Source organism: Deefgea piscis (assembly GCF_013284055.1).
Taxonomy (GTDB): domain Bacteria; phylum Pseudomonadota; class Gammaproteobacteria; order Burkholderiales; family Chitinibacteraceae; genus Deefgea; species Deefgea piscis.
The window spans coordinates 317493-341812 of record NZ_CP054143.1 but is presented as its reverse complement, the minus strand read 5'-3'; the positions used below and the strand labels follow the sequence as shown (position 1 = coordinate 341812).

General features: G+C 48.0%; 27 protein-coding genes and 1 pseudogene. 19 read left to right on the top strand and 9 right to left on the bottom strand.

The features are described from left to right. Window positions 1–84: 84 nt before the first annotated feature. Window positions 85–714: a type II secretion system protein gene (locus HQN60_RS01725; protein ID WP_173532068.1), complete on the top strand. Its 630-nt coding sequence runs from the start codon at window positions 85–87 to the stop codon at window positions 712–714. A 274-nt stretch (window positions 715–988) separates the two neighbouring features. Here HQN60_RS01725 and hda read toward each other — a convergent pair whose 3' ends face one another. After that, window positions 989–1663: a DnaA regulatory inactivator Hda gene (hda, locus tag HQN60_RS01720; RefSeq protein ID WP_173532067.1), complete on the bottom strand. Its 675-nt coding sequence runs from the start codon at window positions 1661–1663 to the stop codon at window positions 989–991. 222 nt (window positions 1664–1885) lie between these two features. Between hda and purM the strand changes: the two genes are divergently transcribed. The 4 genes from purM (at window position 1886) to HQN60_RS01700 (ending at window position 6369) form a co-directional block, all read left to right on the top strand. Further along, the gene (purM, locus tag HQN60_RS01715) at window positions 1886–2923 is read left to right on the top strand and encodes a phosphoribosylformylglycinamidine cyclo-ligase (protein WP_173532066.1); all 1038 of its coding nucleotides are present in this window, start codon (window positions 1886–1888) and stop codon (window positions 2921–2923) included. Between the two features lie 199 nt (window positions 2924–3122). After that, window positions 3123–3761 carry a phosphoribosylglycinamide formyltransferase gene (gene purN / locus HQN60_RS01710; protein WP_173532065.1) on the top strand — a complete coding sequence of 213 codons (639 nt, stop codon included), beginning with the start codon at window positions 3123–3125 and terminating at the stop codon, window positions 3759–3761. A 3-nt stretch (window positions 3762–3764) separates the two neighbouring features. Further along, window positions 3765–4982, top strand: a complete 1218-nt coding sequence (locus HQN60_RS01705; protein WP_173532064.1) for a DUF3108 domain-containing protein — start codon at window positions 3765–3767, stop codon at window positions 4980–4982. 67 nt (window positions 4983–5049) lie between these two features. Further along, window positions 5050–6369, top strand: a complete 1320-nt coding sequence (locus tag HQN60_RS01700) for an RsmB/NOP family class I SAM-dependent RNA methyltransferase (RefSeq protein ID WP_173532063.1) — start codon at window positions 5050–5052, stop codon at window positions 6367–6369. A gap of 77 nt (window positions 6370–6446) precedes the next feature. Here the strand turns inward: HQN60_RS01700 and HQN60_RS01695 are convergent, their stop codons facing one another. The 7 genes and pseudogenes from HQN60_RS01695 to HQN60_RS01665 all read right to left on the bottom strand — a co-directional run bounded on the left by HQN60_RS01695 (window position 6447) and on the right by HQN60_RS01665 (window position 11673). Continuing rightward, a complete protein-coding gene (locus HQN60_RS01695; protein ID WP_173532062.1) occupies window positions 6447–6869 on the bottom strand; it encodes a ClpXP protease specificity-enhancing factor in 423 nt (140 codons plus the stop codon). Window positions 6870–6929: 60 nt separating this feature from the next. Beyond that, the gene (locus HQN60_RS01690; protein WP_173532061.1) at window positions 6930–7535 is read right to left on the bottom strand and encodes a glutathione S-transferase N-terminal domain-containing protein; all 606 of its coding nucleotides are present in this window, start codon (window positions 7533–7535) and stop codon (window positions 6930–6932) included. 149 nt (window positions 7536–7684) lie between these two features. Next, window positions 7685–8443: a cytochrome c1 gene (locus HQN60_RS01685; RefSeq protein ID WP_173532060.1), complete on the bottom strand. Its 759-nt coding sequence runs from the start codon at window positions 8441–8443 to the stop codon at window positions 7685–7687. 16 nt (window positions 8444–8459) lie between these two features. After that, window positions 8460–9728, bottom strand: a pseudogene (locus HQN60_RS01680) (cytochrome b); the annotation flags it as partial. Window positions 9729–9742: 14 nt separating this feature from the next. Further along, complete coding sequence (petA, locus tag HQN60_RS01675) at window positions 9743–10324, bottom strand: ubiquinol-cytochrome c reductase iron-sulfur subunit (protein WP_173532058.1); 582 nt, start codon at window positions 10322–10324, stop codon at window positions 9743–9745. Between the two features lie 114 nt (window positions 10325–10438). Next, complete coding sequence (locus HQN60_RS01670) at window positions 10439–10924, bottom strand: hypothetical protein (protein WP_173532057.1); 486 nt, start codon at window positions 10922–10924, stop codon at window positions 10439–10441. Continuing rightward, window positions 10921–11673, bottom strand: a complete 753-nt coding sequence (locus tag HQN60_RS01665) for a Nif3-like dinuclear metal center hexameric protein (RefSeq protein WP_308419415.1) — start codon at window positions 11671–11673, stop codon at window positions 10921–10923. The genes HQN60_RS01670 and HQN60_RS01665 overlap by 4 nt, the downstream gene beginning before the upstream one ends. Window positions 11674–11689: 16 nt before the next feature. Here HQN60_RS01665 and HQN60_RS01660 point away from each other — a divergent pair, with 16 nt between their 5' ends. After that, entirely contained in the window at window positions 11690–12823 is a 1134-nt protein-coding gene (locus HQN60_RS01660) for a trypsin-like peptidase domain-containing protein (RefSeq protein WP_173532056.1), read from the top strand. Window positions 12824–12946: 123 nt separating this feature from the next. On the opposite strand, the gene HQN60_RS01655 is transcribed toward HQN60_RS01660, so the two are convergent. Then, window positions 12947–14950 (bottom strand): monovalent cation:proton antiporter family protein, encoded by a 2004-nt coding sequence (locus tag HQN60_RS01655; RefSeq protein ID WP_173532055.1) that lies wholly within the window; start codon window positions 14948–14950, stop codon window positions 12947–12949. Window positions 14951–15094: 144 nt separating this feature from the next. On the opposite strand from HQN60_RS01655, the gene HQN60_RS01650 reads away from it, so the two are divergent. From HQN60_RS01650 to HQN60_RS01590, 13 genes are all read left to right on the top strand, one after another. Further along, the gene (locus HQN60_RS01650) at window positions 15095–16081 is read left to right on the top strand and encodes a KpsF/GutQ family sugar-phosphate isomerase (RefSeq protein ID WP_173532054.1); all 987 of its coding nucleotides are present in this window, start codon (window positions 15095–15097) and stop codon (window positions 16079–16081) included. Window positions 16082–16173: 92 nt separating this feature from the next. Then, window positions 16174–16689 (top strand): KdsC family phosphatase, encoded by a 516-nt coding sequence (locus HQN60_RS01645; protein ID WP_173532053.1) that lies wholly within the window; start codon window positions 16174–16176, stop codon window positions 16687–16689. Window positions 16690–16698: 9 nt separating this feature from the next. After that, on the top strand, window positions 16699–17295 hold the full coding sequence (gene lptC / locus HQN60_RS01640; RefSeq protein ID WP_173532052.1) for an LPS export ABC transporter periplasmic protein LptC: 597 nt from the start codon (window positions 16699–16701) through the stop codon (window positions 17293–17295). Further along, the gene (gene lptA / locus HQN60_RS01635) at window positions 17252–17746 is read left to right on the top strand and encodes a lipopolysaccharide transport periplasmic protein LptA (protein ID WP_173532051.1); all 495 of its coding nucleotides are present in this window, start codon (window positions 17252–17254) and stop codon (window positions 17744–17746) included. The genes lptC and lptA overlap by 44 nt, the downstream gene beginning before the upstream one ends. Beyond that, window positions 17743–18465 (top strand): LPS export ABC transporter ATP-binding protein, encoded by a 723-nt coding sequence (gene lptB, locus HQN60_RS01630; RefSeq protein WP_173532050.1) that lies wholly within the window; start codon window positions 17743–17745, stop codon window positions 18463–18465. The genes lptA and lptB overlap by 4 nt, the downstream gene beginning before the upstream one ends. A 28-nt stretch (window positions 18466–18493) precedes the next feature. Then, window positions 18494–19876 (top strand): RNA polymerase factor sigma-54, encoded by a 1383-nt coding sequence (locus tag HQN60_RS01625; protein ID WP_173532049.1) that lies wholly within the window; start codon window positions 18494–18496, stop codon window positions 19874–19876. A gap of 43 nt (window positions 19877–19919) precedes the next feature. Beyond that, the gene (gene hpf, locus HQN60_RS01620; RefSeq protein WP_173532048.1) at window positions 19920–20246 is read left to right on the top strand and encodes a ribosome hibernation-promoting factor, HPF/YfiA family; all 327 of its coding nucleotides are present in this window, start codon (window positions 19920–19922) and stop codon (window positions 20244–20246) included. A gap of 104 nt (window positions 20247–20350) precedes the next feature. Next, window positions 20351–20824 (top strand): PTS IIA-like nitrogen regulatory protein PtsN, encoded by a 474-nt coding sequence (ptsN, locus tag HQN60_RS01615; RefSeq protein WP_173534556.1) that lies wholly within the window; start codon window positions 20351–20353, stop codon window positions 20822–20824. 112 nt (window positions 20825–20936) lie between these two features. Continuing rightward, window positions 20937–21881 (top strand): HPr(Ser) kinase/phosphatase, encoded by a 945-nt coding sequence (gene hprK, locus HQN60_RS01610; RefSeq protein ID WP_173532047.1) that lies wholly within the window; start codon window positions 20937–20939, stop codon window positions 21879–21881. Next, entirely contained in the window at window positions 21881–22744 is an 864-nt protein-coding gene (rapZ, locus tag HQN60_RS01605; RefSeq protein ID WP_173532046.1) for an RNase adapter RapZ, read from the top strand. Before hprK ends, rapZ begins: the two co-directional genes overlap by 1 nt. After that, the gene (locus HQN60_RS01600) at window positions 22722–23129 is read left to right on the top strand and encodes a NusG domain II-containing protein (RefSeq protein ID WP_254456662.1); all 408 of its coding nucleotides are present in this window, start codon (window positions 22722–22724) and stop codon (window positions 23127–23129) included. The genes rapZ and HQN60_RS01600 overlap by 23 nt, the downstream gene beginning before the upstream one ends. Continuing rightward, on the top strand, window positions 23110–23649 hold the full coding sequence (locus tag HQN60_RS01595; RefSeq protein ID WP_173532045.1) for a Gx transporter family protein: 540 nt from the start codon (window positions 23110–23112) through the stop codon (window positions 23647–23649). Before HQN60_RS01600 ends, HQN60_RS01595 begins: the two co-directional genes overlap by 20 nt. Next, entirely contained in the window at window positions 23646–24248 is a 603-nt protein-coding gene (locus HQN60_RS01590) for a flavin prenyltransferase UbiX (RefSeq protein ID WP_173532044.1), read from the top strand. The genes HQN60_RS01595 and HQN60_RS01590 overlap by 4 nt, the downstream gene beginning before the upstream one ends. Window positions 24249–24320: the final 72 nt, after the last annotated feature.

Sequence of the window (24320 nt, the reverse complement as noted above, 5' to 3'; positions counted from 1 at the left end):
TTGATTCAAGAAAGAAATTGCCAGCTTAGTGATCAGGGCTTATTAGCGCAACGAATCCAATGTTAATCATAGCGGGAGTAAAACATGCAAATAAAACGGGGCTTTACCTTGGTCGAAATGGCCATTGTTTTGGTGATTATTGGTTTGATTTTGGGGGCAGCGTTTAAAGGCAAAGACTTGATTGATAGCGCCAAGGTGAAAAATATGGCGGCGCAAGTTAATAAAATGCAAACCGCGTTTAATGCGTATTTTGATAAATACGGCGCGTATCCGGGCGATGGTTGTCCGGGAACTGGCACTGCGCCAGCACTGGGCAATGGCGTGAGTAACTGTGTTGCCGGTACTCGCAATGGTTTACTCAATGATGCGACCGAAGCCAGTGATGCGCTGATTTTGTTGCAAAACACCAATATGCTGACTGCGGCAGATTTAAATAGTGTTTTTGGTGTGCCGTGGCAGATCTCAGTCGCTGGTGCGGCTAGCGGCAATTATGCGGCCAATACCAACTATATGGAGCCAGGCACCGGCGCAGTGGACTTGCGCTTTGTGTGTGCGCTAGATCGTTTGCTGGATGACGGCATTCCTAGTTCGGGCGTGATGCGCAGCTCAGCCACAGCAGGCGCCGTGACGGCCACAGGCACCAGCTACGATGCGACATCTGACTGTTGGCAAGGCGCGACACAGGTCACAATGGGCGTGCGGATTTTGCCTTAATACTGCGTGTGGGATGGCTGAGCGCGTTACCACCGATTTGTAACTATGGCGCAATCCGCTATCGCGACGAGAGGGTAATTCTGTCTTTTGCTTCAATCGTTTTTTGTCGGCTCGTATTCAAGCTAGGCGCATGGCTTGGATCGTCGGCTGAAGCCGACCCTACAAAATCGTTGGCTTTCTGAGCGAAAAACATCAGCAAATAAGGCTAGGTGAGTGAGCTCATCTTTAGCGCGATAAGGGTGCGTGGCTGGCCTTATAGCCTGGGCATCAATGACTAAGCCGATTCGTTTTTTAGCGCTTCGCGCAATAGGGCGATGGTGACTGGGCGTTGTTTGGATAAAGACAGGGCGTTAATGCTGTCGATTTGCCGATACAGATTGGGCAGATCGCGCTCGGCATGGCGCATTAAATAATCAACTAGCTCTTCGCTCAATTCAAAACCCAGACTGCGCGCGTGGCGTTGCAGTGCCGCAGCTTTGTCGGTATCTGATAGCGTTTTGAGTTGATAAATCAAACCCCAGCCCAAGCGGGTGGTTAAGTCGTCGCGCAGCGGCAGCAACATCGGCGGCAAGTGGCCGCTGACTAAAATTCGGCCATTGCCTTCACGCAGCGTATTGTAATGATCAAATAAAACGATTTGCTGCTCGGCGTCGAGGTTTTCGACATTATCAACAATCAATGCCGCATCGCTTGGCAAGGTTTGCGGCAGCATGTCGCGTTTGGCATTCACTAAATAGACAGTATGTGCGTCGATAAGCCGCTCTTTGGCTGCTGCGAGCAGATAGCTTTTACCTGCGCCTTGTTCACCCCAAATATAAATTGCGCGAACAGTACGATCGCCGCTGGCCCATTGGCTGAGTTGAAATAGCAGTTCGGCATTTTCGCCGCGCACAAAATCATCAAAACTTTTCGGTTGTGGCAGGTGCAGATCAAGGACGAGCTGATTCATTCAGGGCGACCTGGTGGGTTTGGGAGGAAATTTATGCGTTGAAAACGCATTCTTCCTGTGAATGGGGGCAGGCGAAGTGTCAATTTTGATATAAAATGCGTGGTTTAGCTGATGTGCTCTCTATTCTAACGCACACGACGGGTGTTTTGACAGTCAATGAGTTAACTCATTACCAAGCTACCCGCGCTCAGCCCAGATCACTCCAGTACGAGGCCTTAATCCATGTCCAAACAAAGTCTGAGTTACCGCGATGCCGGTGTTGATATCGACGCTGGTGACCAGCTCGTTGAAAACATCAAACCGTTTGCTAAACGTACGATGCGCCCAGAAGTTCTCGGCGGTATCGGTGGTTTTGGCGCGCTGGTTGAAATCAGCAAAAAATTCCAAGAGCCAGTGTTGGTGTCGGGCACCGATGGTGTGGGCACTAAACTCAAACTCGCATTCGAACTGAATCGTCACGATACCGTGGGTATCGATTTGGTTGGTATGAGCGTGAATGATATTTTGGTGCAAGGCGCTGAGCCGTTGTTTTTCCTTGATTATTTTGCTTGCGGCAAGTTGGACGTGGCCAGCGCAACTGAAGTCATCAAAGGCATTGCAGCCGGTTGCGAGCAAGCAGGTTGCGCTTTAACAGGCGGCGAAACTGCTGAAATGCCAGGCATGTATCCAGTTGGCGAATACGACTTGGCTGGTTTTGCCGTTGGCGTTGTGGAAAAAAGCAAAATCATCGACGGCACGACGATTGCCGCTGGCGACGTGGTGTTGGGCTTGGCCTCTAACGGCGCGCACTCAAATGGTTATTCGCTGATCCGCAAAATCTTGCATCTAGCTGATGCTGATTACGCCGCTGAATTTGATGGTGGCAAGAGCTTGGGTGACGTGGTGATGGCACCAACGCGCATCTATGTGAAACCATTATTGAAACTGATGGCTCAAATGACAGTCAAAGGCATGGCGCACATCACCGGTGGCGGCATTACTGAAAACGTGCCGCGCGTATTGCCAGCCAATGTCGTTGCGCAAATCGATGCGGCGAGCTGGACGATGCCAAAATTATTCCAGTGGTTGCAAAAAGAAGGCAATGTTGCGCCACAAGAAATGTACAAAACCTTTAACTGTGGCGTGGGCATGGTGGTGATTATGTCTGCGGCAGACGCAGCTGCGGCAACGGCTTTACTTGAAGCTGAAGGTGAAACGGTTTACCAATTGGGAACCGTGCGTGCACGTGTCGGTGAAGAGCATCAAACTCAAGTGGCATAAGTTACCGCGCAGCTGATCGCGAATGGGTAGGCAAGCATCAATATGGATTGCCTGCCTTTTTTGCGAGGTGCTAGGCGAGACCAAGGTCGGTCTCGCTTTTTTATTTTTTAATCCACAACATTACGTTTAGTGGGTATACGAATGTAGTCTTTTCTGTGTCTGGTTTGCATTCATATACGTCACTCATTAGTTAGAATTTATGCCAAAAAATATTGTTATTTTAATTTCAGGCCGTGGCAGCAATATGCAGTCGATTGTTAACGCACAGATTGCCGGCGCGCAGATTGCGGCGGTGATTTCTAATCGGCCAGATGCTGCTGGATTGGCATGGGCGGCTGAGCGTGGCATTACCACGGCCGTGCTCGATCATAAAGCCTTTGTGGGGCGCGACGCGTTTGATGCCGCATTGCAAAACTTGATTGACGGCTTTGCGCCGGATTTGGTGGTGTTGGCTGGATTTATGCGGATTTTAACCGCGGATTTTGTGAATCATTACGCCAATCGTTTAATTAATGTGCATCCTTCTTTATTGCCGGCGTTTATTGGCGTCAATACCCATCAACGGGCAATTGATGAAGGCGTTAAATTAGCCGGTTGTACCGTGCATTTTGTAACGGCCGAGCTCGATAGCGGGCCGATTATTGCGCAAGCAGCCGTGCCGGTATTACTAGACGATAGTGCCGATAGTTTGGCGCAGCGGATTTTGCAGCAAGAGCATCAGCTGTATCCCAAAGTGGTGCAATGGTTTGTCGCAGGTCAGCTTGAAGTGCAAGGTTCGCGAGTTCGAGTGAGCACGGCCAATAATGCTGCGGCCTTTTTGCAAGCGCCGGGTGGCTAAGGGATGAAAATTTGGCGCTATCTGCTGGGATTTGCTTTGCTGGCTTCGGTTTTGCTGCATTTGAGCGTGCTGCTGGCTGGGCCGATTTATGATTGGTGGACGCAGCCTGAGTTTGAGCAAACTGCGCTGAGAAAAACTGAGCGTAAATTGGCCGAACAAAGCTTAGACGAGAGCGATAAACCGGCTGAGTTGGCGAATGTGAAAGCCGTGGATCAGCAGCAAGTATTTTTCGCGCCAGCGACTGAACCTAGCGTTAAACCGATTGCAACGAAAGTTGCCAGCGCGCAGCCAAAGCCGCGACTCAAGACGGCATCAAAACCGGCTGAGCTGGTCGCTTCCGAAGTCGTTGTTGCCTCTGCCGTGGCGAGCGCAAAAATGCCAGTGAGTGTCGATGGCGATGATAGTTTAAGCGTGAATGTCGCCAGTGCGGTTGTGGAAAATAATCTAGTGAGTGGGTTAGCCAGTCAGCCGGCGGTGGCAGTCACTGCGGCGTCTGAGCCAGCGAGTAAGGTAGCGAATAAAGCCTCGCGGGTGATGGCGCAGCTCAATCGTGAAGCCAATAAGCGCTTTCCAAAAGTGGTGGATATTGGTTACTACTGGACCGTGTTTGATGCGCGAATGCATTGGAAGATCGACAAAGATCAGTATGTCTTGCGCTTACAAGCCAATCCAGTCGGGAAAAAACTTGAGTATTTGAGCGAAGGTAAAATCAGCGCCAAAAATGGTGTCACGCCAGTGCGGTTTGCTGATTTGAGTCTGGGGCCAAGCGTGCCTAAAAATTCGGTTGATTTTGATTGGGCCACGCAGACTGCTGTTGTGGGCCCGCCGAACGCGCTAAAAACCGAGCCTTTAGAGGCGGGCGATCAAGATTTATTATCTGCGGCTTTGCATTTGGCGTTGATGGGCAGCCGACAAGCCAGTTATGGCATGTCGTTGTTTAGTGGTAAAAAACGCTACCCTGATGTGGTATTTGAGCTTAAAGGCGAGGCCACATTGACGTTGGGCACCACTAAAGTGGATGCGGTCTTGATGCGCGCACAATGGAGTGATCGCCAAGTTGATTTTTGGTTGGCACCGGAATGGAATAATCTGCCGGTGAAAATGTCGGTCAATTTAGGCAAAGATGGTAGTTTTGAAATTTTGGCCAAGGAAGTGACGTTGGATGGGCGTAAAGTGCTAGAGTGGATTAGCCCGCAAAATCAACAGCAGCGCCGACCTTAATGTCGATGATCAGTAATGAATGAGCGCTCATTTGAGTGTGAAACGTATTTAATAAAGAGAGTAAATCATGACCCCTATTCAGCTTTCCGCTACTTTGGATGTGCTTAACGCCGCGCTGGGTTTTAATGCGCCTGCTGATGCAGTGGTTTCACGCCATTTTCGTGAAAATAAAAATCTAGGTCCTAAAGATCGTGCCGTAGTGGCGGAAACGGTATTTGGTGTATTGCGCCATTTGCCACAGCTCGATTGGTTAGCCGGTGGTGATGCGGGTAGCAAATTGCCGAGTACACGTGATTTATTGTTAGCGTTTTTTACTCGGATTAAGCATTTAAATCTGCGTGAGTTGCCAGCCGTATTTGGTGATAATGATAAAGAACGTGCCGCTGGTATGAAGGGTATGTCGCTGCGTGATGCACCACTTCACGTACGTGCAGCATTACCCCAGTGGGCGATTGATGCATTGCTGGCGTCTGGTAAAACCGAAGACGAAGTCTTGGCCTTAGGTCAGTCGATGTTGCAAGCTGCACCGCTTGATTTACGGGTGAATGGCATTAAAGCCAAACGCGATGCAGTGGCAGCAGAATTAAAAGCGGCTGGCGATATTAATACCACGCCAACACCCTATTCGCCGTGGGGCTTACGTGTTGAAGGCAAGCCAGCGATTAATAAATACAAAGCCTTTATGGAAGGCCGCGTTGAAGTGCAAGACGAAGGTAGTCAGTTGTTGGGCCTACTTTGTGGTGCCAAACGTGGTCAAATGGTGGCGGATTTTTGTGCTGGTGCTGGTGGCAAAACATTATTGCTGGGCGCAATGATGCAAAATACCGGCCGCTTGTATGCGTTTGATGTGTCTGAAAAACGTTTGTCAAATCTGAAACCACGCTTGTCGCGCTCTGGTTTATCGAATGTGCACCCACAATTGATTTCGAGTGAGTCGGATCAAAAAATTAAGCGTTTGGCTGGCAAAATGGACGTGGTTTTGGTGGATGCACCGTGTTCAGGGATGGGTACTTTGCGCCGTAATCCTGACCTAAAAGCGCGTCAAACGGCTGAGGGCGTGTTGGAGTTAAATGCCAAACAAAGCAGTATTTTGAAATCAGCTGCGCGCATGGTCAAACAAGGTGGTCGTCTGGTGTATGCCACTTGCAGCTTCTTGCCGAGTGAAAATGAAGCGATTGTGGCTGAGTTTTTAGCCAATCACGCCGATTTTAAATTGCTCGATGCACGTGAAATCTTGAAAAAAGAGCGCGTTGAGATTGAATTGCCAAATGAGTATTTGCAATTGACACCACAGCAGCATCACACCGATGCCTTTTTTGCTGCGGTAATGACGCGGGTTGTGCCGGCTGCGGTTGCGGCGGTTGAATCTGAGGAAGTGGCTGAATAAGCATTGCTGTTACCCAATAAAAAAGACCCGTGAAGGGTCTTTTTTATTGTCTGAGCTTTTATTATCTGAACAGTAACTTATTTTACGACGCGTAATTGCGGCTTGCCCGTTGGGCGAGGAGGCGGATCTTTGGGCTCTTCAGATGATTCAGGTGCACTTTCTGGTTCGCCGTCGGCATCGGCAAAATCACCTTCATATTCAAAGCCCATTCCTTCGCCATTTTCACGTGAGAAAATAGAAATCACTGCGCCGACAGGAATTGCGATATCGCGAGATACGCCATTAAATCGGGCCGAGAATTGAATAAAGTCATTGGCCAGCTCTAAATTGCGGCAAGCGTTATAGCTAATATTAAGGACGATTTCGCCGTTTTTAACGTATTCCATCGGCACTTGCATTTTGCCGCGAACAGCGACCACCAAATAAGGTGTAAAGCCTTGATCGGTACACCATTCATGAATCGCGCGTAATAGATAAGGTTTGGTTGAAACAGTTTGCATAAGATTCTCCGTGAGAATGGGGTGTGAGGTGGGGCTTGCGCCTCACACCTCTTCACAGCATTACTTGCGCATTGCTTTTTCGTTGGCCGTTAATGAGTCAATAAATGCTTCGCGGCTAAATAAACGCTCAGCATATTTCATCACTGGGGCTAAACCTTTGGTCACTTCAATACCATAGTGTTCAAAGCGCCATAGCAACGGCGCGATCGCGACGTCGAGCATCGAGAATTCGTCACCCAAAATGAATTTTTGCTTGGTAAACAGTGGTGCGATTTGCGTTAAATTATCGCGAATCGTGGCACGAGCCAGTTCAAGTGCTTTTTTAGTTGAGCTGCTGTCTTCGAGCGTTTTAACGTGAATAAATAATTCACGTTCCAAATTAAATAGCATCAAGCGAGCGCGAGCACGCATTACTGGATCTGCTGGCATTAATTGTGGGTGTGGGAAACGCTCATCAATATATTCATTGATAATGTTTGATTCATACAATTGCAGTTCACGCTCAACTAAGACCGGAACTTCATTGTACGGGTTCATGATGGCTAAATCTTCGGGCTTGCTGTGGATATCGACATCGAGAATCTCGAAATCCATTCCTTTTTCAAATAGTACAATGCGGCAGCGGTGACTAAATGGGCATGAGGTGCCAGAATATAATTTCATCATGATGATGCCTATCAACTTTTAAGAATGAATGGGATTTTACTATTTTTGCAGCGCAATATCTAGGTATAGTGCCATAAGTGCTTGTTATTAAACAAATAAATGGCAATAAAAAAGGGCGGTTAGTCCGCCCTTTAAATCGATTTATCTGCTTAGTGAATGTCTTTCCAATACTCTTTTTTCAGCAAGTAAGTCAGTGGCACTAAGATAAATAGCAAGAACAGCACGACCGCGTAGCCGATTTGTTCACGTTTAACTTGTGCAGGTTCTGACATATATGTCATGAAATTCACCAAATCACCAACACGCTGGTCAAATTCTTTGTTGTCATAGCCGCCACTTTCAGTGCCTCGGGTTAAGAGACCTGGCTGGGCCAGCTTGAGTGTATGAACTTCATGCGCACCTTCTTTTTTGACTTCAAGAATTTGCTGACCTTGCAATTGCCAAAGTACGTTTGGCATGCCGACTTTATCAAATACCGTGTTATTCCAGCCGGTAGGGCGGGTGTCATCACGGTAAAAGCCACGTAAATAGGTATACAGCCAATCAGAGCCACGTGAACGCGCAATCAAAGACAGGTCTGGCGGTGTGGCACCGAACCAAGCTTTGCCTTCTTTGGCATCCATCGCCACTTTCATTGGGTTACCAATTTTGTCAGTGGTGAACATCAGATTTTTTTCGATCTGCTCTTTGCTTAAGCCAATGTCTTCGAGGCGGTTATAGCGCATTGCTACGGCGCCATGGCAGCTTAAACAGTAGTTAACAAAAGTTTGTGCACCACGTTGCAAGCTTTCGGCATTACGCAAGTCAATCGGCGCTTTGTCTAGTGCAACAGCACCACCTGCTGCTTGGCTATTGATTGAAACTGCCGCAAGTAAGGCAAACAGTAAATGATTAATAATTTTTTTCATGCTCCCCGCCTTATCTCATTGTTACGCGGTCAGGAACCGGTTTTGTTTTATCGATCTTGGTATACCAAGGCATCAATATGAAGAACAGGAAATAAACTATCGTCAGTATTTGTGACAATAGCGTGCCCATGTCCGTTGGTGCTTGGGTACCCAGATAACCCAGTCCTAAGAAGGAAATAATAAACAAGGTTAATGCTGCTTTATAAATCGGGCCGCGGTAGCGAACTGATTTAACCGGTGAGCGATCAAGCCAAGGTAGCGCACCGATGATTAAGGTTGCCGCCCCCATTGCTAATACGCCCCATACTTGCATGCCAAAGAATGATGGTACAGCACGCAAAATGGCGTAGAACGGTGTGAAGTACCATACCGGCGCAATGTGTGCTGGTGTTTTCAAGGCATCTGCAGGGTCAAAGTTTGGGTGCTCTAAGAAGAAACCGCCCATCTCTGGTTGGAAGAACAAGATCGCAGTAAACACCACCAAGAACACAGAAACACCAAAAATGTCTTTCACTGTGTAGTAAGGATGGAATGGAATGCCATCCAGTGGAATACCAGTTTTAGGATCTTTGTTTTTCTTGATTTCAATGCCGTCTGGGTTGTTTGAACCTACTTCGTGCAATGCGACTAAGTGAGCGACAACCAAGGCAAGAAGAACCAGAGGAACTGCAATGACGTGCAAAGCAAAGAATCGGTTCAAAGTGGCATCAGAAACCACGAAGTCACCACGAATCAATTCTGCCAAGTCTGGCCCAATCACTGGTACAGATGCAAACAAGTTAACAATAACCTGAGCACCCCAGAATGACATTTGACCCCAAGGCAATAAGTAGCCCAAGAATGCTTCAGCCATCAGGCACAAGAAAATCATCGTGCCGAAAATCCAGATCAATTCACGTGGTTTTTGGTATGAACCATAAATCAGGCCACGGAACATATGCAGATAGACGACAACGAAGAACATCGATGCGCCGGTTGAATGCATATAGCGAATCACCCAGCCGCCAGCGACATCACGCATGATGTATTCAACCGATGCAAAGGCGACAGAAATATTGGTACCCGGAATTAAATTGCCATCCGGTTTGTAGTTCATGGTGAGGAAAATGCCGGTGACGATTTGGATAACCAAAACCATCATGGCTAATGAACCAAAAAAGTACCAAAAGTTAAAGTTTTTTGGTGCGTAGTACTCAGAAATATGGGCTTTCCAAGTTGATGTGAGCGGAAAACGCTCATCAACCCAGCCGAGTACTTTTTCGGGCACTTGATCTAGTTTGCTCATGTCTTCTCCCTTTATTAAGCTTCACCAACCAACAGGCGAGTGTCGGATAGGTATTTGTGTTCTGGGATAATTAAGTTAGTTGGCGCAGGAACTCCTAAGAATACGCGGCCAGCCAGATCGAACTTAGAACCATGACATGGGCAATAGAAACCACCGACCCAATCCGCGCCAAGATCTGCCGGAGCCAGATCGGGACGGAAAGTGGGTGAACAGCCCAAATGCGTACAGACGCCGACCGCAACCCAGATTTCTGGCTTGATCGAGCGTGTTGCATTATGGCAATACTGTGGTTGGTGATCGACGATGGACGTCGGATCGGCCAATTTTGGATCATTTTTGGGTAAGAGTGCCAGCATCTCTGGGGTGCGTTTTACCACCCAAACTGGTTTGCCACGCCATTCAATCGTGATCTTTTGTCCCGGCTCTAATTTGCTAATGTCGACTTCGACCGATGCTCCTGCCGCTTTGGCCCGTTCTGATGGGAAAAAGCTGGCAATAAACGGTGCTGCGACCCCTGCGACTGCTGCGCCACCTGCAGCACTGGTCGCAATCAGCAAAAATCGTCTTTTACTATTATCTACTTGTTGGTCACTCATAACCCAATCCCTGATTGACTGAACGCAATATCTTTTAAAGTAGTAAATTCTACCTGAAAGAAGCTTGGAACTTAAAGCAGCTTCACTCGTCTGACGCTGCATTTTTACAAAAAGTCAGCGTTTTGTAGCGATTTTGGCATAAAGCGCTAATTCTTCAGCCAGTTTGTCGGCTAAAGCTTGGGTGATTTCTTGCACTGTTTCTTGCTTGCTGCCAGGATTGCTGATTTGGAAAACGCGTACATTGACGCGCCAACCTTGTTCAGTTTGAGTCAGAATGTATTGCATTCTGGCTTCAGTAGGGATGCTGGTATTGCTCATCGGCATCATCATTTCCACTCTTTGATTGCCTCTGCTGCGGATTTTCATCCCCTTGTCGGTACGATATTTAATGATGTCTTCGAGGATGGCTTTGCTGCTGCGCGATGGAATAATGATGCTGGTGCTAGGCTGATTTTTGCTTACAGATGAAGTGTTGTTGGTATTTGAATTTGCTTGTTCAGAAGGCGAAATTGTGGTGCAAGCACTGATAATGCTCGCAACCAGTAAGATACTTAGCGTGTGAATTGAACGCCAAATTTGCAAGTTGTAAGCGAGTTTCATACTGGGTTATCCAAATCAAGATGGGTGTGTTGTAGTCCAAAGTGCTGTGCTAAGTGTTGTCCTAGCGCCGCGATGCCGTAACGTTCTGTTGCGTGATGGCCTGCCGCAATAAAACCGACGCCGCTTTCTTTGGCAAGGTGAGTTACAAACTCAGAGGCTTCTCCGGTGATGAAGCAATCTACATCCAAGTTGGCGACATCGTGGAAATAACCTTGTGCGCCTCCGGTGCACCAAGCAACTTGACGCACGATTTGATCGGCAGGACCAATGCTGAGTGGTTGACGATTTAAGGTAACGGCAATGTGTCGCGTAAAAGTATCAAAAGACATCGGTACGGGTAATTCGCCGAGCCAAACTAAATTTTGATCACCGCAGCGCCCTGTGGGTATAAGACCCAGCTGTTTGGCTAACTGAGCGTTATTTCCGAGTTCGGGATGGGCATCTAAGGGCAAATGGTAGCCGAATAAGTTGAGGTCGGCGCCAAGTAAGGCGGCAATGCGCTGTTTTTTAGTGCGTACAATGGGTAAGGCTTCGCTTTTCCAAAAAAATCCATGATGCACGAGCAGCGCATCGGCATTGAGTGCGATGGCCGCATCAATGAGCGCTTGCGATGCGGTTACGCCAGTGACGATATGCTGAATTTGATTGCGGCCTTCGACTTGCAGTCCATTGGGTGCATAATCCTTAAATTGCGCAACAGACAATAGTTGGGCAAGGTAAGCTTCTAATTCTTGACGTTGTATAGGCATAAAAGATCTACGAGATATGAAAAAACTTTGGTTGATTTTCGCACAAACGACCACGATCGGTTTAGCCATCTGGTTTTTGTTTTCGGTATTAAGCCCACCGCCAGCGCCACCAGCGGTGGTGACGGTGAAAGAGGTGCCTGCTCAAGCGCCAGTTTCGAGTGAGCTTTCTTATCGTGGGGCTGCTAAGCGAGCTAAGGCGGCGGTGGTTAATATTTACACCTCCAAGGAAGTCAAATCAGGGCGACGCGCCTTATTTAATGATCCAGTACTAAAACGCTTTTTTGGTGAGCGTGACGGTGAAGACGGCACCAAAGCATCGAGTTTGGGTTCAGGGGTTTTAGTCTCGCCGCAAGGTTATATTGTGACCAATAACCATGTGGTGGAATCGGCCGCAGAAATCGAAGTGGCATTGGCTGATGGTCGCACTGCGAGCGCTAAATTAATTGGCAGTGATCCTGAGACTGATTTGGCGGTGATTAAAATCGATTTGGACCAATTGTCTGCCATTGATTTTGCTAATGTCGATCAAGCCGAAATTGGCGATGTTGTGCTGGCCATTGGTAATCCATTTGGGGTTGGTCAAACGGTGACGATGGGCATTATTTCTGCTTTAGGCCGTAGTGAATTGGGAATTAACACCTTTGAAAACTTCATTCAAACCGATGCCGCAATTAATCCCGGTAATTCGGGTGGGGCTTTGGTGGATGTGCATGGCAATTTACTGGGGATTAACACCGCCATTTTCTCTAAAACTGGTGGCTCATTAGGGATTGGTTTTGCGATTCCAGCCAATATTGTGAAGCAGGTGATGGATGCCATTATTAAAGATGGTAGTGTTACTCGTGGTTGGTTAGGGATTGAGGTGCAAGATGTGACGCCTGATTTGGCCGCGTCGCTTAAACTTGATTCGAGCAAAGGGGCTTTAATTGCAGGGGTCGTTCGTAATGGTCCAGCCGCCGCGGCTGGAATTCGTCCAGGGGATGTTTTGCTTAATATTGATGGTAAAGAAGTGACCAATTCAGCACAAATGTTGAATTTAATCGCCGCATTGCCGCCTGAGCAAGCAACGCCGATTACCGTTATACGCCAGGGCGAGCCCTTAACTTTAAATGCCGAAATTGGTATGCGGCCTAAATTTAGTCGCCGCTGATTGTATTGACCCATAAAAAAAGCACCGCTCGACGTGGTGCTTTTTTTATGGCTTACGCTGACGACGTCATTGTAAGTGATGCTCTTTTGCGGGGTGAGGTTGTTTTGGCCTATTTGTGTTGTCTTATCCTTGCAACAGCAGCATCTCGGCGGCAGCCAAATTGTCTTGTTCCCCAAGCAGTACCAGTACATCGCCATTATTGAGCTGGAAATTCGCATCCGGTTGAATCGGTGGCATGTTGCGGCGGCGAATACTGCGAATTTCGACTTGAAATTGTTCGAGTTTGAGTTCGCCAATGGTGTAGCCAATGGCGTGCGCATTTTGTGTGAGTTGCAAGGTGTGTAGCCGTGGATAGCTACGATCACCTTCATCGGCATCTTCATTGAGACCACGATAAAACCCGCGAATCAATTGGTAGCGTGCTTCACGAACTTCACGAATTCGGCGAATCACTTTATTGAGTGGCACCCCCAAGAGCATCATGGTGTGCGATGCCAGCATCAAACTGCCTTCCATGATTTCGGCAACGACTTCGGCGGCACCGGCATTTTTAAGTAAATCAATATCGCTATCGTCTTGCGTGCGCACAATGACAGGGATTTCTGGGCGAATTTGATGCGCTAACTCAAGAATTTTCATTGCAGAGTGCGTATCGGCATAGGTCACAATGATGGCGCGTGCACGCATCAGACCGGCGGCGAGTAATACTTCGCGTTTGGCGGCGTCACCAAAAACCACCGATTCACCCGCAGCAGCGGCTTCACGCACCTTTTCTGGATCTAAGTCAAGGGCGAAAAAGTGGATGTCTTCTTGCGTCAAAATACGCGCTAAAGATTGGCCGCTACGGCCAAAGCCACACAAAATAACATGACCATTGGCAGCCATACTACGCACGGCAATATTGTGCAAATTGGCGGCGAGATTCATCCATTCAGAACTGGCTAGGCGCAGTACTAGTTTGTCTGAATGCTGGATTAAAAACGGGGTAATGAGCATCGACAAAATAACGCCAGCGGTTGTCGCTTGTAGCACATTGCTAGGCACTAGGCCGCCTTGGGCGGTGAGGGCCAGTAAAACAAAAGCAAACTCCCCCCCTTGACCGAGTGCAAATCCAGTTCGCAATGAAGTGCCTGCGGTATTGCCAAAAAGCCGCGCTAAACCGGCAATAATGGCGATTTTAATGGGACCTAATAGCAATAAACTGGTCAGTACGAGGCCCCATTCTGAAATCAAAATGCTGAAGTTTAAATTCATCCCCACGGTGACGAAAAATAAGCCGAGTAATAAATCGCGGAAAGGGCGAATATCGTCCTCCACTTGATAGCGATACTCGGTTTCAGCAATCAACATGCCGGCTAAAAAAGCCCCTAAAGCCAGTGACAGCCCCGCTTGCTCTGTCAGCCATGCCGTACCGAGCGTGACCAATAAAATATTGATCATAAATAGCTCGCTGGCATGCTGTTTGGCGACCAAGTTAAACCAAGGGCGCATGATTTTTTGCCCTAGAGAGAGCAATACTGCCAAGACAAAAACAATTTTAATTGCGGCTAAAAATAGCGAAAACAGCAATTGGTCAACTTGGAAGTTGAACCACGGGATGGTGATGCTGCCATCGGGCAGGCTTAGGGCTGGGATGATGATGAGGAAAGGAACAACGGCTAAATCTTGGAATAATAAAATCCCAATTGCATTTTGCCCGTGTGGCGCATTGAGCTCGCTGCGATCACTGAGTAATTTCGAAACCATCGCGGTGGAAGACATGGCCGCGGCACCGCCAAGTACTAAACCCGCTTTCCAATCTAGTCCAGCAAAGAGCACTGCTGCCGCAGTGCAGACCAAAACGGCAGTGACTTGCGCTGCGCCTAAGCCAAATACAATCCGGCGCATGGCATTGAGTTTGGCAAGGTTAAATTCCAGCCCGAGGGTAAACATCAAAAAAACAATGCCGTATTCTGCTAAATGGCTGGCCTCATCACTGGATTGAATAAAACCCAGCGCATACGGACCAATTAACATCCCGACTAATAAATAACCCAGCATGGCCGGTAACTTGAGTTTGCGGCAGAGCACAACCGTAATAACGGCCGCAGCAAGCAGAACTAGAAAGGATTGTAAATTAATCGGCATAGGGTTCATTAGAGTTGGATGCTATTTGATTATAACTGAGCTGGCCCTATTACTGACGTACTGATTATTCACAGCCTACTGTTATCTAATGATGAGGTCTTTTATACTGCGGCATTGTTTATGCGCTAGGTGTGTTGCTCTGTGATGAATGCCATAGAATCAAAAGATGCTTGGTCGGCCTGTGATGTGGCGCGACGAGTGATGCAAATTGAAGCAGCTGCAATTTTGGCCGTGTCGACGCGTTTGGATGCCCGGTTTGATCAGGCTTGCCAGCTCGCGCTGAATTGTCGAGGGCGAATTGTGGTGATGGGGATGGGAAAGTCGGGTCATGTTGCGCGTAAAATAGCTGCGACTATGGCCAGTACCGGCAGCCCAGCTTTCTTTGTTCATCCCGGCGAAGCAGCGCATGGCGATTTGGGGATGATTACCTCGGCGGATGTGGTTTTGGCTTTATCCAATTCGGGTGAGAGTGACGAATTGGTTGCATTGCTACCGAGTTTGAAGCGCTTAGGTATCCCGCTCATTGCGATGACCGGCAATGTGAACTCGACTTTAAGCCAAGAGTCGAGCGTGCATTTGGATGTGGCGGTCAGCGAAGAGGCTTGCCCATTAAATTTGGCGCCAACAGCCAGCACCACAGTGGCTTTAGCGCTTGGTGATGCATTGGCTGTGGCTTTACTTGAGGCGCGTGGCTTTAAGGCTGAAGATTTTGCTTTATCGCATCCCGGTGGCACTTTAGGACGACGTTTATTAGTCCATGTACGTGATTTAATGCACCAAGGCGAGCGTCTACCGGTGGTAGGGCAAGATTTACCGCTGCGCGATGCTTTGCTGGAAATTAGCCGTAAGGGCTTGGGGATGACGGCAGTGGTTGATGCGGCGGGATTATTGGTTGGTGTGTATACCGATGGTGATTTGCGGCGCACTTTAGATTTGGATATTGATATTCGTACCACACCGGTGAGTGCCGTGATGACGGCAAATCCTGCTACTATTGAGGCTTCGCGCCTGGCCGCAGAGGCGGTTCAGTTGATGGAATCACGACGAATTAATGGTTTATTGGTTCAGGATCAAGGCCGATTAGTTGGGGCATTGAATATGCATGACTTGCTACGAGCCCGAGTTGTTTAGCTGGGTATGGCGCTGTGTGTTATTAAGTATCTGGTCTAGCACTCCATACCTGTAAGTTTATAACTAAAAAATTTTAATAGAAGGGAAGCTGAATGCTTGAGCAAGCAAAAAAAGTTCGCGTGATGATTTTTGACGTTGACGGGGTCATGACGGATGGGCGTTTGTATTACACCGATGCTGGCGAAGAGTTAAAGGCATTCCATTCATTGGATGGGCATGGCTTAAAAATGTTGCAGCAAAGTGGCGTTCAGCTGGCCATTATCACTGGGCGCACTTCAACCTTGCTCACACATCGAACCAAAAATTTGGGTATTGATTTGGTCTATCAAGGTGCACACGATAAGTTGGCCACTTTTGAGCAGCTACTGTTAGATACCGGCGTTACGGCGCAAGAATGTGGCTATATGGGCGACGATGTGATTGATTTACCCATTATGCGCCGCGTGCCATTTGCTGTTGCGGTACCGAATTCGCCGACGATTGTTCGCCAGCACGCGCATTACATCACCGGTAGCCAAGGTGGTTCGGGCGCGGTACGTGAAGTGTGTGATTTAATTATGCAATCGCAAAACACCTATGATGCTGCGATGGCGCCATATTTGCGCTAGGGGATTGGTTTGCGTAGTTTAACAACCTGGGTTTTACCCTTGCTTTTATTGCTCTTGGTCGGTAGTTTAATTTGGGCTTTAAGTCGCGTTGCCACTAATCTAACAGTCCCACAGCGTTTGGATTTAAATGCGCCCGATTTAATTGCGGATGAGGGCGTATTGCGGCGTTATGACGAAGCCGGTGTAAAGCGTTCACAGTTGCTCGCAAGTCGAGTCACGCATGTGCCGCTGCAAGACACCATGCTGTATGAAAAACCGGTGTTAACCCAAACGGAGGCCAGTAAGCCGACGATTGTGGTGATTGGTACGCGGGCCAAATCGATCCATAAGGGCTCTGAAACTTGGTTTTATGATGCGACTCAATTGCGTCGCGCGCCTTTTGAAGGCAACCCCGAGTTAATTATCAATGGCCGTGATATTTGGATTGATGGTCAAGCTGAACTCGCCAAATCAGATCAGTTTGTCACCGCCGATATGGGCAAAAATCATGCCGAAGCGGTGGGTTTTATCGCCAATAATAAATTGCAAACTTTAGAACTTAAATCACAAGTAAAGATGACCTATGTCCCGACTCCTCGTCCTGCCGCTGTTCGCCCTGCTCATTAATTCACACGCATTGGCAGAAACGGCTGATCGTGAAAAACCAATGAATATCACCGCAGACAATTGTGTTGCGGATCAAAAAAATTCACAAACAGTCTGTACTGGTAATGTGATTGCCACGCAAGGCACGATGAATATGCGTGCCGATAAAGTGACCATGAGCGAAGACGCTTTTGGTAAGCAATACGCCAAAGGTGAAGGTCGTCCGGTGCGCTTTAAGCAAAAACTCGATAGCGGCGAAATGCTCGACGCTGAGTCACTGCGTTTTGATTACGACGGTGCGAAAGGCGAAATGATATTAATCGATAAAGCTTGGGTTAAAAAAGGCCAAGATATCGTTATGGGCGACATCATTAACTACAATCTCAATACTGAGTTTTATCAGGCACAAAGTAAGCCGGGTAATCGAGTGAACATTACTATCAACCCGAAAAAGAAAGACGCCGCCAAATGAGTGTGTTGAAAGCGCAGCATTTACAAAAATCCTATAAGAAACGCACCGTAGTGCGTGACGTTTCTTTAGAAGTCGCCAGTGGTGAAGTGGTCGGTTTATTGGGCCCTAATGGCGCTGGTAAAACCACCAGTTTTTACATGATTGTTGGTTTAGTGAAAATGGATGCTGGACGCATTGAGCTCGATGGCGTGGATGTCAGTCAGCAGCCCATTCATAAGCGCGCTCGGCTCGGTTTAGGCTATTTGCCACAAGAAGCGTCGATTTTTCGCAAAATGACCGTCGCTGAGAATATTAAAGCGGTGCTTGAACTGCATTACAGCAGTAAAGAAGAAATTGAATCGCGCTTAGACGAGTTGCTGCATGATTTACATATCGCGCATTTGCGTGAAAGTGGCGCAATGAGTCTTTCTGGTGGTGAGCGCCGCCGCGTTGAAATTGCCCGCGCACTCGCGTCTAATCCACAATTTGTTTTGCTGGACGAGCCATTTGCAGGGGTTGATCCGATTGCGGTCATTGATATTCAGCGCATTATCGGGTTCTTAAAAGGGCGCGGCATTGGGGTATTGATTACTGACCATAATGTTCGCGAAACCTTAGGGATTTGCGATCGTGCCTATATTATTTCTGAGGGTGCCGTCATGGCTGCTGGTAAGCCCGATGAAATCGTTAATAATGAAGATGTTCGCCAAGTTTATCTGGGCGAGCACTTTAAAATGTAGTGTTTTTGCCAACTAGGTTATTCCCTTCATGAAGCAAACCTTGCAGTTGCGGATGTCGCAACAGCTCAATTTGACACCGCAGCTTCAGCAATCGATTAAGCTCTTGCAGTTGTCTACGCTTGATTTCCAACAAGAAATAGAGCAATTTTTAGCCGAAAATCCAATGCTTGAACGCGAAGATGGCGTGCAAGATGCGGGTGAAGAAGCTGAAAAACCAGAGGTCAGTGAGATCGTTGAGGATGGCGATAGCTTGCGCTGGGATGAGGTGCGCAGCAACGCCTCGTTTGATGAAGGGGATGAAAATGACCCCGCTTTGCGGGTGGCGAAGCTGTATTCGTTGCGTGATTATTTGTTAGCGCAAACTGGCTGCTTACCCTTGTCTGCTCGTGATAATGCATTGATTTCATTACTGATTGATGCGCTAGATGATGACGGAATGTTGAGTCAGAGCTTGGAAGAAATTTACGCGCAGCTACCAGAGAGCTTGGTGTTAGAGCTTGAGTTGGAGCCAGAAGAATTACAAATTGCGCTACAACATTTACAGCAACTAGAACCACTCGGTGTCGGCGCACGTGATTTGCCCGAGTCGTTAACATTGCAATTGCGAGTCTTGCCAGAAAGCACCATTCGAAATATTGCCATTCGATTGGTGAATGAAGGCCTCGATTTATTGGCGCAACGGGATTACACTAGACTTAAACGTCAACTGCAGTGCGATGAAGTGGCACTCAAAGAAGCGCAAATATTAATTCGGCGTTTAACGCCAAGACCGGGTGCCAATTGGTCAGCAGAGACGATACGCTACGTGCTCCCTGATGTGATTGTGACCAAGGTGCGTGGGCAATGGCAGGTACGCTTAAATAGTGCGGCCCAGCCCAAGCTAAGAGTCAATGAATTGTATGCAAAGTTACTACAAGGCGACTCAGCAGCAGCACTCAGTGGTAAGCTACAAGAAGCACGTTGGCTGATTAAAAGTGTTGAGCAACGAGGCAGTACGATTTTACGTGTCGCAGAAGCAATCGTAATGCGACAAAAAGCATTTTTTGAGTATGGTGAAGTGGCAATGCGGCCTTTAGTGCTGCGCGATATTGCCGATGAGCTTGAATTGCATGAATCGACGATTTCTCGAGTAACAACGCAAAAATACATGCTGACTCCGCGCGGTGTTTTTGAATACAAATATTTTTTTGGCAGTCATGTTGAAAGTGAAAGCGGTGGTGAAAACTCAGCAACATCGATTAAGGCTTTGATCAAACAACTGGTACAGCAAGAAAATCAGCACAAGCCATTATCCGATAGTGCTATAACTGAAGAACTCGCACGGCAAGGTGTTGTGGTTGCGCGGCGCACCGTTGCTAAGTACAGGGAGGCATTAATGATTCCTCCCGTTAATCTGCGCAAGTGCTTATAAAAGCACTGCCTTATAAAAGCATGAAGAACCGAAGGAGTAGTATATGAACCTCAACATTAGTGGTCATCATCTGGAAGTTACACCAGCGATTCGTGAATACGTTTCAGGTAAAATTGAACGCACGACCCGTCATTTTGATAATGTGATTGATGTTTTAGTCATTTTGTCAGTGGATAAGCTGGAACATAAGGCCGAGGCGACAATCAATGTCGTTGGTAAAGATCTGCATGTTGAGTCTATCGATAGCGATATGTATGCAGCCATCGATAGCATGGTCGATAAACTAGATCGCCAGATTATTAAATACAAAGAAAAATTATCTGGTCATCGTAATGATGCCCTGAAGCATCAAGTGGTAATCGAAGAATAATCCGTTGCACAAGCAACACAACGGGAACGCCGCGAGTCGTTCCCGTTTTTGTTTATCGGACTGCAAGTTACAATAGCAGCTCCTTTAAGGACATAAGTTTGAACATGAGCCTAATTAGCAAAATACTTCCAGTCGCCAATGTTTTTTTAGATTTGGATGTGGGTAGCAAAAAACGCGTTTTTGAACATGTGGGTATTCTGTTCGAAAACAGCCATGGGATTGCGCGCAGCGTAATTTTTGACAGCCTATTTGCCCGTGAAAAGCTCGGCTCAACGGGTTTGGGTCAAGGCGTCGCCATTCCGCATGGTCGGATTAAAGGCTTAAAAGAAGCAGTAGGGGCCTTTGTGCGCTTGAGTGCGCCCATTCAGTTTGATGCGCCGGATAGCAAACCCGTGTCATTAATTTTTGTGCTCTTAGTGCCAGCCAATGCCACTGATTTACATTTGCAGATTTTGTCAGAATTAGCCCAGCTGTTTTCTGATAAGCAATTACGTGAAGAATTAATGACCTTGCCCGATCCTGAAGCGGTGTGGCAGCGGATTTCGACATGGGAGCCCTATGCTCCCGACTTCTCCTGATTGATTTGAGCCCTCAGCCTAGATCTGAGGGTTTATTTTTTGCCCGATGCCAATTTCGTTTTTGACCCATACTGGCATAAAATCACTGCTTTTTAAGCCATAGCGAGGCCGCATGCCGCAGATCACCGCTCGACAATTATTTATTGATAACGCCGAAAAACTGCGTCTGACTTGGGTTGCTGGGCAGTCGGGGGCAAATAATTTATTGTCCAATGATGCATCAGAGCAAAAGCCATCGCTATCCTTGGTTGGGCATTTGAACTTTGTGCATCCCAATCGCATCCAAGTGCTAGGGATTGCTGAGGTCGCATATCTCAATGGTTTATCCACGGAAGTGCAGCACTCAAGCCTGAATCAGCTATTTGCCAATGATATGTCGGCGATGATTGTCGCCAATGGGCAAGTGGTACCTGATTCTTTGCGGGAAGCGGCTGAGCGTCACCATGTTCCCTTACTCACTAGTCCGGAGCAATCTCCTTATTTAATGGAGGTATTGCGCTACTATTTAAGTAAAGCATTGGCTGTATCAACACACCTACACGGGGTATTTTTGGACGTGTTGGAAGTGGGGGTGTTGCTGACTGGTGAGTCATCGATGGGTAAATCCGAGCTGGCGCTTGAGCTGATTTCTCGTGGCCACGGCTTGGTGGCTGATGATGTGGTTGAGGTGTATCGCACTAATCCGGAAACCTTAGAAGGACGCTGTCCACCGATGCTGCGCGACTTTTTAGAAGTGCGCGGGATTGGGGTGTTAAATATCAGAACCATCTTTGGTGAAACGGCAGTTAGGCCGAAAAAAACCCTGAAATTGATTGTGCATTTGGCCAAGGCCGGCGGTGAAAATGTCGCGCCGGTTGATCGCTTGCAAATGCAGGCAGCAACGCAGGCAATTTTGGATGTGCCAGTCAGAAAACTAGTCATTCCAGTGGCCGCCGGTCGCAATTTGGCGGTACTGGTCGAGTCGGCAGTGCGAAATTATATTTTACAATTACGCGGGATTGATTCCACGCGTGAATTTATCGAGCGTCACCAGAAATTTATGGAGATGGGGGAGTAATGGTAAATAGCCAACATCAACAATTGGTCTTGTTATCGGGCTTATCCGGCGCGGGAAAAAGCGTCGCTTTAAAAGCATTGGAAGATTTGGGCTTTTATTGCTTAGATAATTTGCCCGCACCGCTTTTGCCGCAGGCGGTGTCGATGCTCGATTTGGATGGCTACCCAAAAATCGCCATCGGGATTGACGCTCGTAGCGCACATAATTTAGCCACCTTTCCTGATCATTTAGCCGCGTTGATGGATTTGGGGTTGGATGTGCGGATGTTGTTTTTAGAAGCCAATAACGAAGTTTTGGTGAAGCGTTATTCTGAAAGTCGGCGTAGTCATCCGCTATCTTTGGGCGAATTAACGGTGAGCGAATCGGTGGTGGTTGAGCGCGAAATGCTGGAAAACATTCGTGAAATGTCGCATGTCATCGATACTTCCGGTTTATCGGCAGCGCAATTACGCACGTGGGTGCGGGAATTTATCGCGACCGATCGAGCCAAATTAATGCTGATTTTTGAGTCGTTTGGCTTTAAGCATGGCTTACCGCTGGATGCAGATTTTGTTTTTGACGCACGTTGTTTACCCAATCCATTTTATGATCCTGCGCTACGCTCTTTAACGGGAATGGATCAGCCGGTGGCTGATTTCTTAATGCGGCAAGCCAGTGTTGGCAATTATTTGACACATATTTTGGGCTTTTTAGAGCGCTGGCTGCCTGAATTTGAGCGCGATCAGCGTAGTTATGTCACGGTGGCCATTGGTTGCACCGGCGGTCAGCATCGTTCGGTGTATTTGGCTGAAGAGCTACGTCGACATTTTTCACGCAATCGTCAAGTGTTGGTGCGGCATCGTGAACAACATCAGCGCAGCTAAATCATGGCGAGATTGGCTGAGCTTATTGCGCTCAGGCGATTATGTGGTGATTGGTGTTTTTTTAGTGCTGTGGGGGGTGATCACCCCTTTATGTTGGTCACAAGCCGGAGCGACACGCGTTAAGATTTTTCAAGATGGCCAACTGTACGCCGAATTAGACTTAGCCGCAGCACGCACTTTAGCTATTGATGGCCCGCTCGGAAAAACCACCATCGAGGTGGCTGCAGGGCGTGCGCGGATCGCCAGCGACCCAAGCCCACGTCAATATTGTGTGCGTGCAGGTTGGCTGACCCAAGTGGGGCAAAGTGCAATTTGCTTGCCCAATCGCACCAGTATTGAACTCGTTGGTCCTCGTCCTGCCAGTTATGACAGTCTCAGCTACTAAAATTACTTTAAATGTCAGTACCACTGATGAGCAGATTGCCCGCTTTGCCGCGTGCGCCATTGTGTTGGCGGTGATTGAATCGGGGATTCCATCGCCCATACCGGGCTTTAAACCGGGGCTAGCCAATATCGTCACCTTGATCGCTTTGCAGCGTTTGGGCTGGTCTGCTGCGGCGTGGGTGTCGATGTTGCGCATTTTAGGGGCAAGTCTGGTCTTGGGTGGGGTATTTTCACCGGGTTTTGCTTTAAGTTTGGCGGGTGGGGTTGCCAGTGTGCTGGCCTTGGGGCTGGTGCAATATTTGCCGCAACGGTATTTTGGCTTGGTGACTTGGTCACTGTGTTCGGCTTTAGCGCATTTAGTCGGCCAGTTGTTGATTGCGCGTTTATGGTTAATTCCGCATAACGGCATTTTTGTTTTAATTCCTTTACTGTTGGCAATGGCCATTATTTTTGGCGTGGTAAATGGCTTGATTGCGACTCATTTATTGCGAACTAACCCTGCTGTGGATACGACACAATGAAGACAATTACGCTGGCTTTTACTGGCGCATCCGGTTTGCCCTATGGATTACGCACGCTAGAGTGCTTGCTATCGGCCGGTTGTAATGTGCGTTTGGTGTATACCCAAGTGGCGCAAATTGTCGCCAAACAAGAGCTTGATTTAACTTGGCCTAGCCGTGCTGCCGATTTGGCAGAGTTACTGCGCGCGCAGTATGGTGTGACTGCACAGCAGTTACAGGTTTATGGTCAGCAAGAATGGTTTGCGCCGATGGCTTCGGGGAGTAATCCTGGGGATGGTATGGTGGTGGTGCCGTGTACCATGGGGGCTTTGTCGGCGATTGCCAATGGCGCGTCAGATAATCTATTAGAACGTGCGGCCGATGTGATGATTAAAGAGCGTAAAACGCTGATTGTTGTGCCGCGCGAAACGCCATTTTCAGCGATACATCTTGAGCATATGCTGAAATTATCACGCCTTGGCGTGGTGATTTTGCCGCCCAATCCCGGTTTTTATCATCACCCACAAACCATAGAAGATTTAGTTGATTTTGTCGTGGCGCGGATTTTAGATCAGTTGGCGGTACCGCATCAACTTATGCAGCGCTGGGGCGAGTCCTGAATTGAATGCCGTGATCACACCGCATTCAATCCGCATGCTGCAACGAGGCTAGGTATTACTCTCTAGCCTTCG

Coding starts and splice junctions, on each gene's coding strand:
- HQN60_RS01725 (WP_173532068.1), top strand. CDS start 85: ATGCAAATAAAACGGGGCTTTACCTTGGTCGAAATGGCCATTGTTTTG.
- hda (WP_173532067.1), bottom strand. CDS start 1,663: ATGAATCAGCTCGTCCTTGATCTGCACCTGCCACAACCGAAAAGTTTT.
- purM (WP_173532066.1), top strand. CDS start 1,886: ATGTCCAAACAAAGTCTGAGTTACCGCGATGCCGGTGTTGATATCGAC.
- purN (WP_173532065.1), top strand. CDS start 3,123: ATGCCAAAAAATATTGTTATTTTAATTTCAGGCCGTGGCAGCAATATG.
- HQN60_RS01705 (WP_173532064.1), top strand. CDS start 3,765: ATGAAAATTTGGCGCTATCTGCTGGGATTTGCTTTGCTGGCTTCGGTT.
- HQN60_RS01700 (WP_173532063.1), top strand. CDS start 5,050: ATGACCCCTATTCAGCTTTCCGCTACTTTGGATGTGCTTAACGCCGCG.
- HQN60_RS01695 (WP_173532062.1), bottom strand. CDS start 6,869: ATGCAAACTGTTTCAACCAAACCTTATCTATTACGCGCGATTCATGAA.
- HQN60_RS01690 (WP_173532061.1), bottom strand. CDS start 7,535: ATGATGAAATTATATTCTGGCACCTCATGCCCATTTAGTCACCGCTGC.
- HQN60_RS01685 (WP_173532060.1), bottom strand. CDS start 8,443: ATGAAAAAAATTATTAATCATTTACTGTTTGCCTTACTTGCGGCAGTT.
- petA (WP_173532058.1), bottom strand. CDS start 10,324: ATGAGTGACCAACAAGTAGATAATAGTAAAAGACGATTTTTGCTGATT.
- HQN60_RS01670 (WP_173532057.1), bottom strand. CDS start 10,924: ATGAAACTCGCTTACAACTTGCAAATTTGGCGTTCAATTCACACGCTA.
- HQN60_RS01665 (WP_308419415.1), bottom strand. CDS start 11,673: ATGCCTATACAACGTCAAGAATTAGAAGCTTACCTTGCCCAACTATTG.
- HQN60_RS01660 (WP_173532056.1), top strand. CDS start 11,690: ATGAAAAAACTTTGGTTGATTTTCGCACAAACGACCACGATCGGTTTA.
- HQN60_RS01655 (WP_173532055.1), bottom strand. CDS start 14,950: ATGCCGATTAATTTACAATCCTTTCTAGTTCTGCTTGCTGCGGCCGTT.
- HQN60_RS01650 (WP_173532054.1), top strand. CDS start 15,095: ATGAATGCCATAGAATCAAAAGATGCTTGGTCGGCCTGTGATGTGGCG.
- HQN60_RS01645 (WP_173532053.1), top strand. CDS start 16,174: ATGCTTGAGCAAGCAAAAAAAGTTCGCGTGATGATTTTTGACGTTGAC.
- lptA (WP_173532051.1), top strand. CDS start 17,252: ATGTCCCGACTCCTCGTCCTGCCGCTGTTCGCCCTGCTCATTAATTCA.
- lptB (WP_173532050.1), top strand. CDS start 17,743: ATGAGTGTGTTGAAAGCGCAGCATTTACAAAAATCCTATAAGAAACGC.
- HQN60_RS01625 (WP_173532049.1), top strand. CDS start 18,494: ATGAAGCAAACCTTGCAGTTGCGGATGTCGCAACAGCTCAATTTGACA.
- hpf (WP_173532048.1), top strand. CDS start 19,920: ATGAACCTCAACATTAGTGGTCATCATCTGGAAGTTACACCAGCGATT.
- ptsN (WP_173534556.1), top strand. CDS start 20,351: ATGAGCCTAATTAGCAAAATACTTCCAGTCGCCAATGTTTTTTTAGAT.
- hprK (WP_173532047.1), top strand. CDS start 20,937: ATGCCGCAGATCACCGCTCGACAATTATTTATTGATAACGCCGAAAAA.
- rapZ (WP_173532046.1), top strand. CDS start 21,881: ATGGTAAATAGCCAACATCAACAATTGGTCTTGTTATCGGGCTTATCC.
- HQN60_RS01595 (WP_173532045.1), top strand. CDS start 23,110: ATGACAGTCTCAGCTACTAAAATTACTTTAAATGTCAGTACCACTGAT.
- HQN60_RS01590 (WP_173532044.1), top strand. CDS start 23,646: ATGAAGACAATTACGCTGGCTTTTACTGGCGCATCCGGTTTGCCCTAT.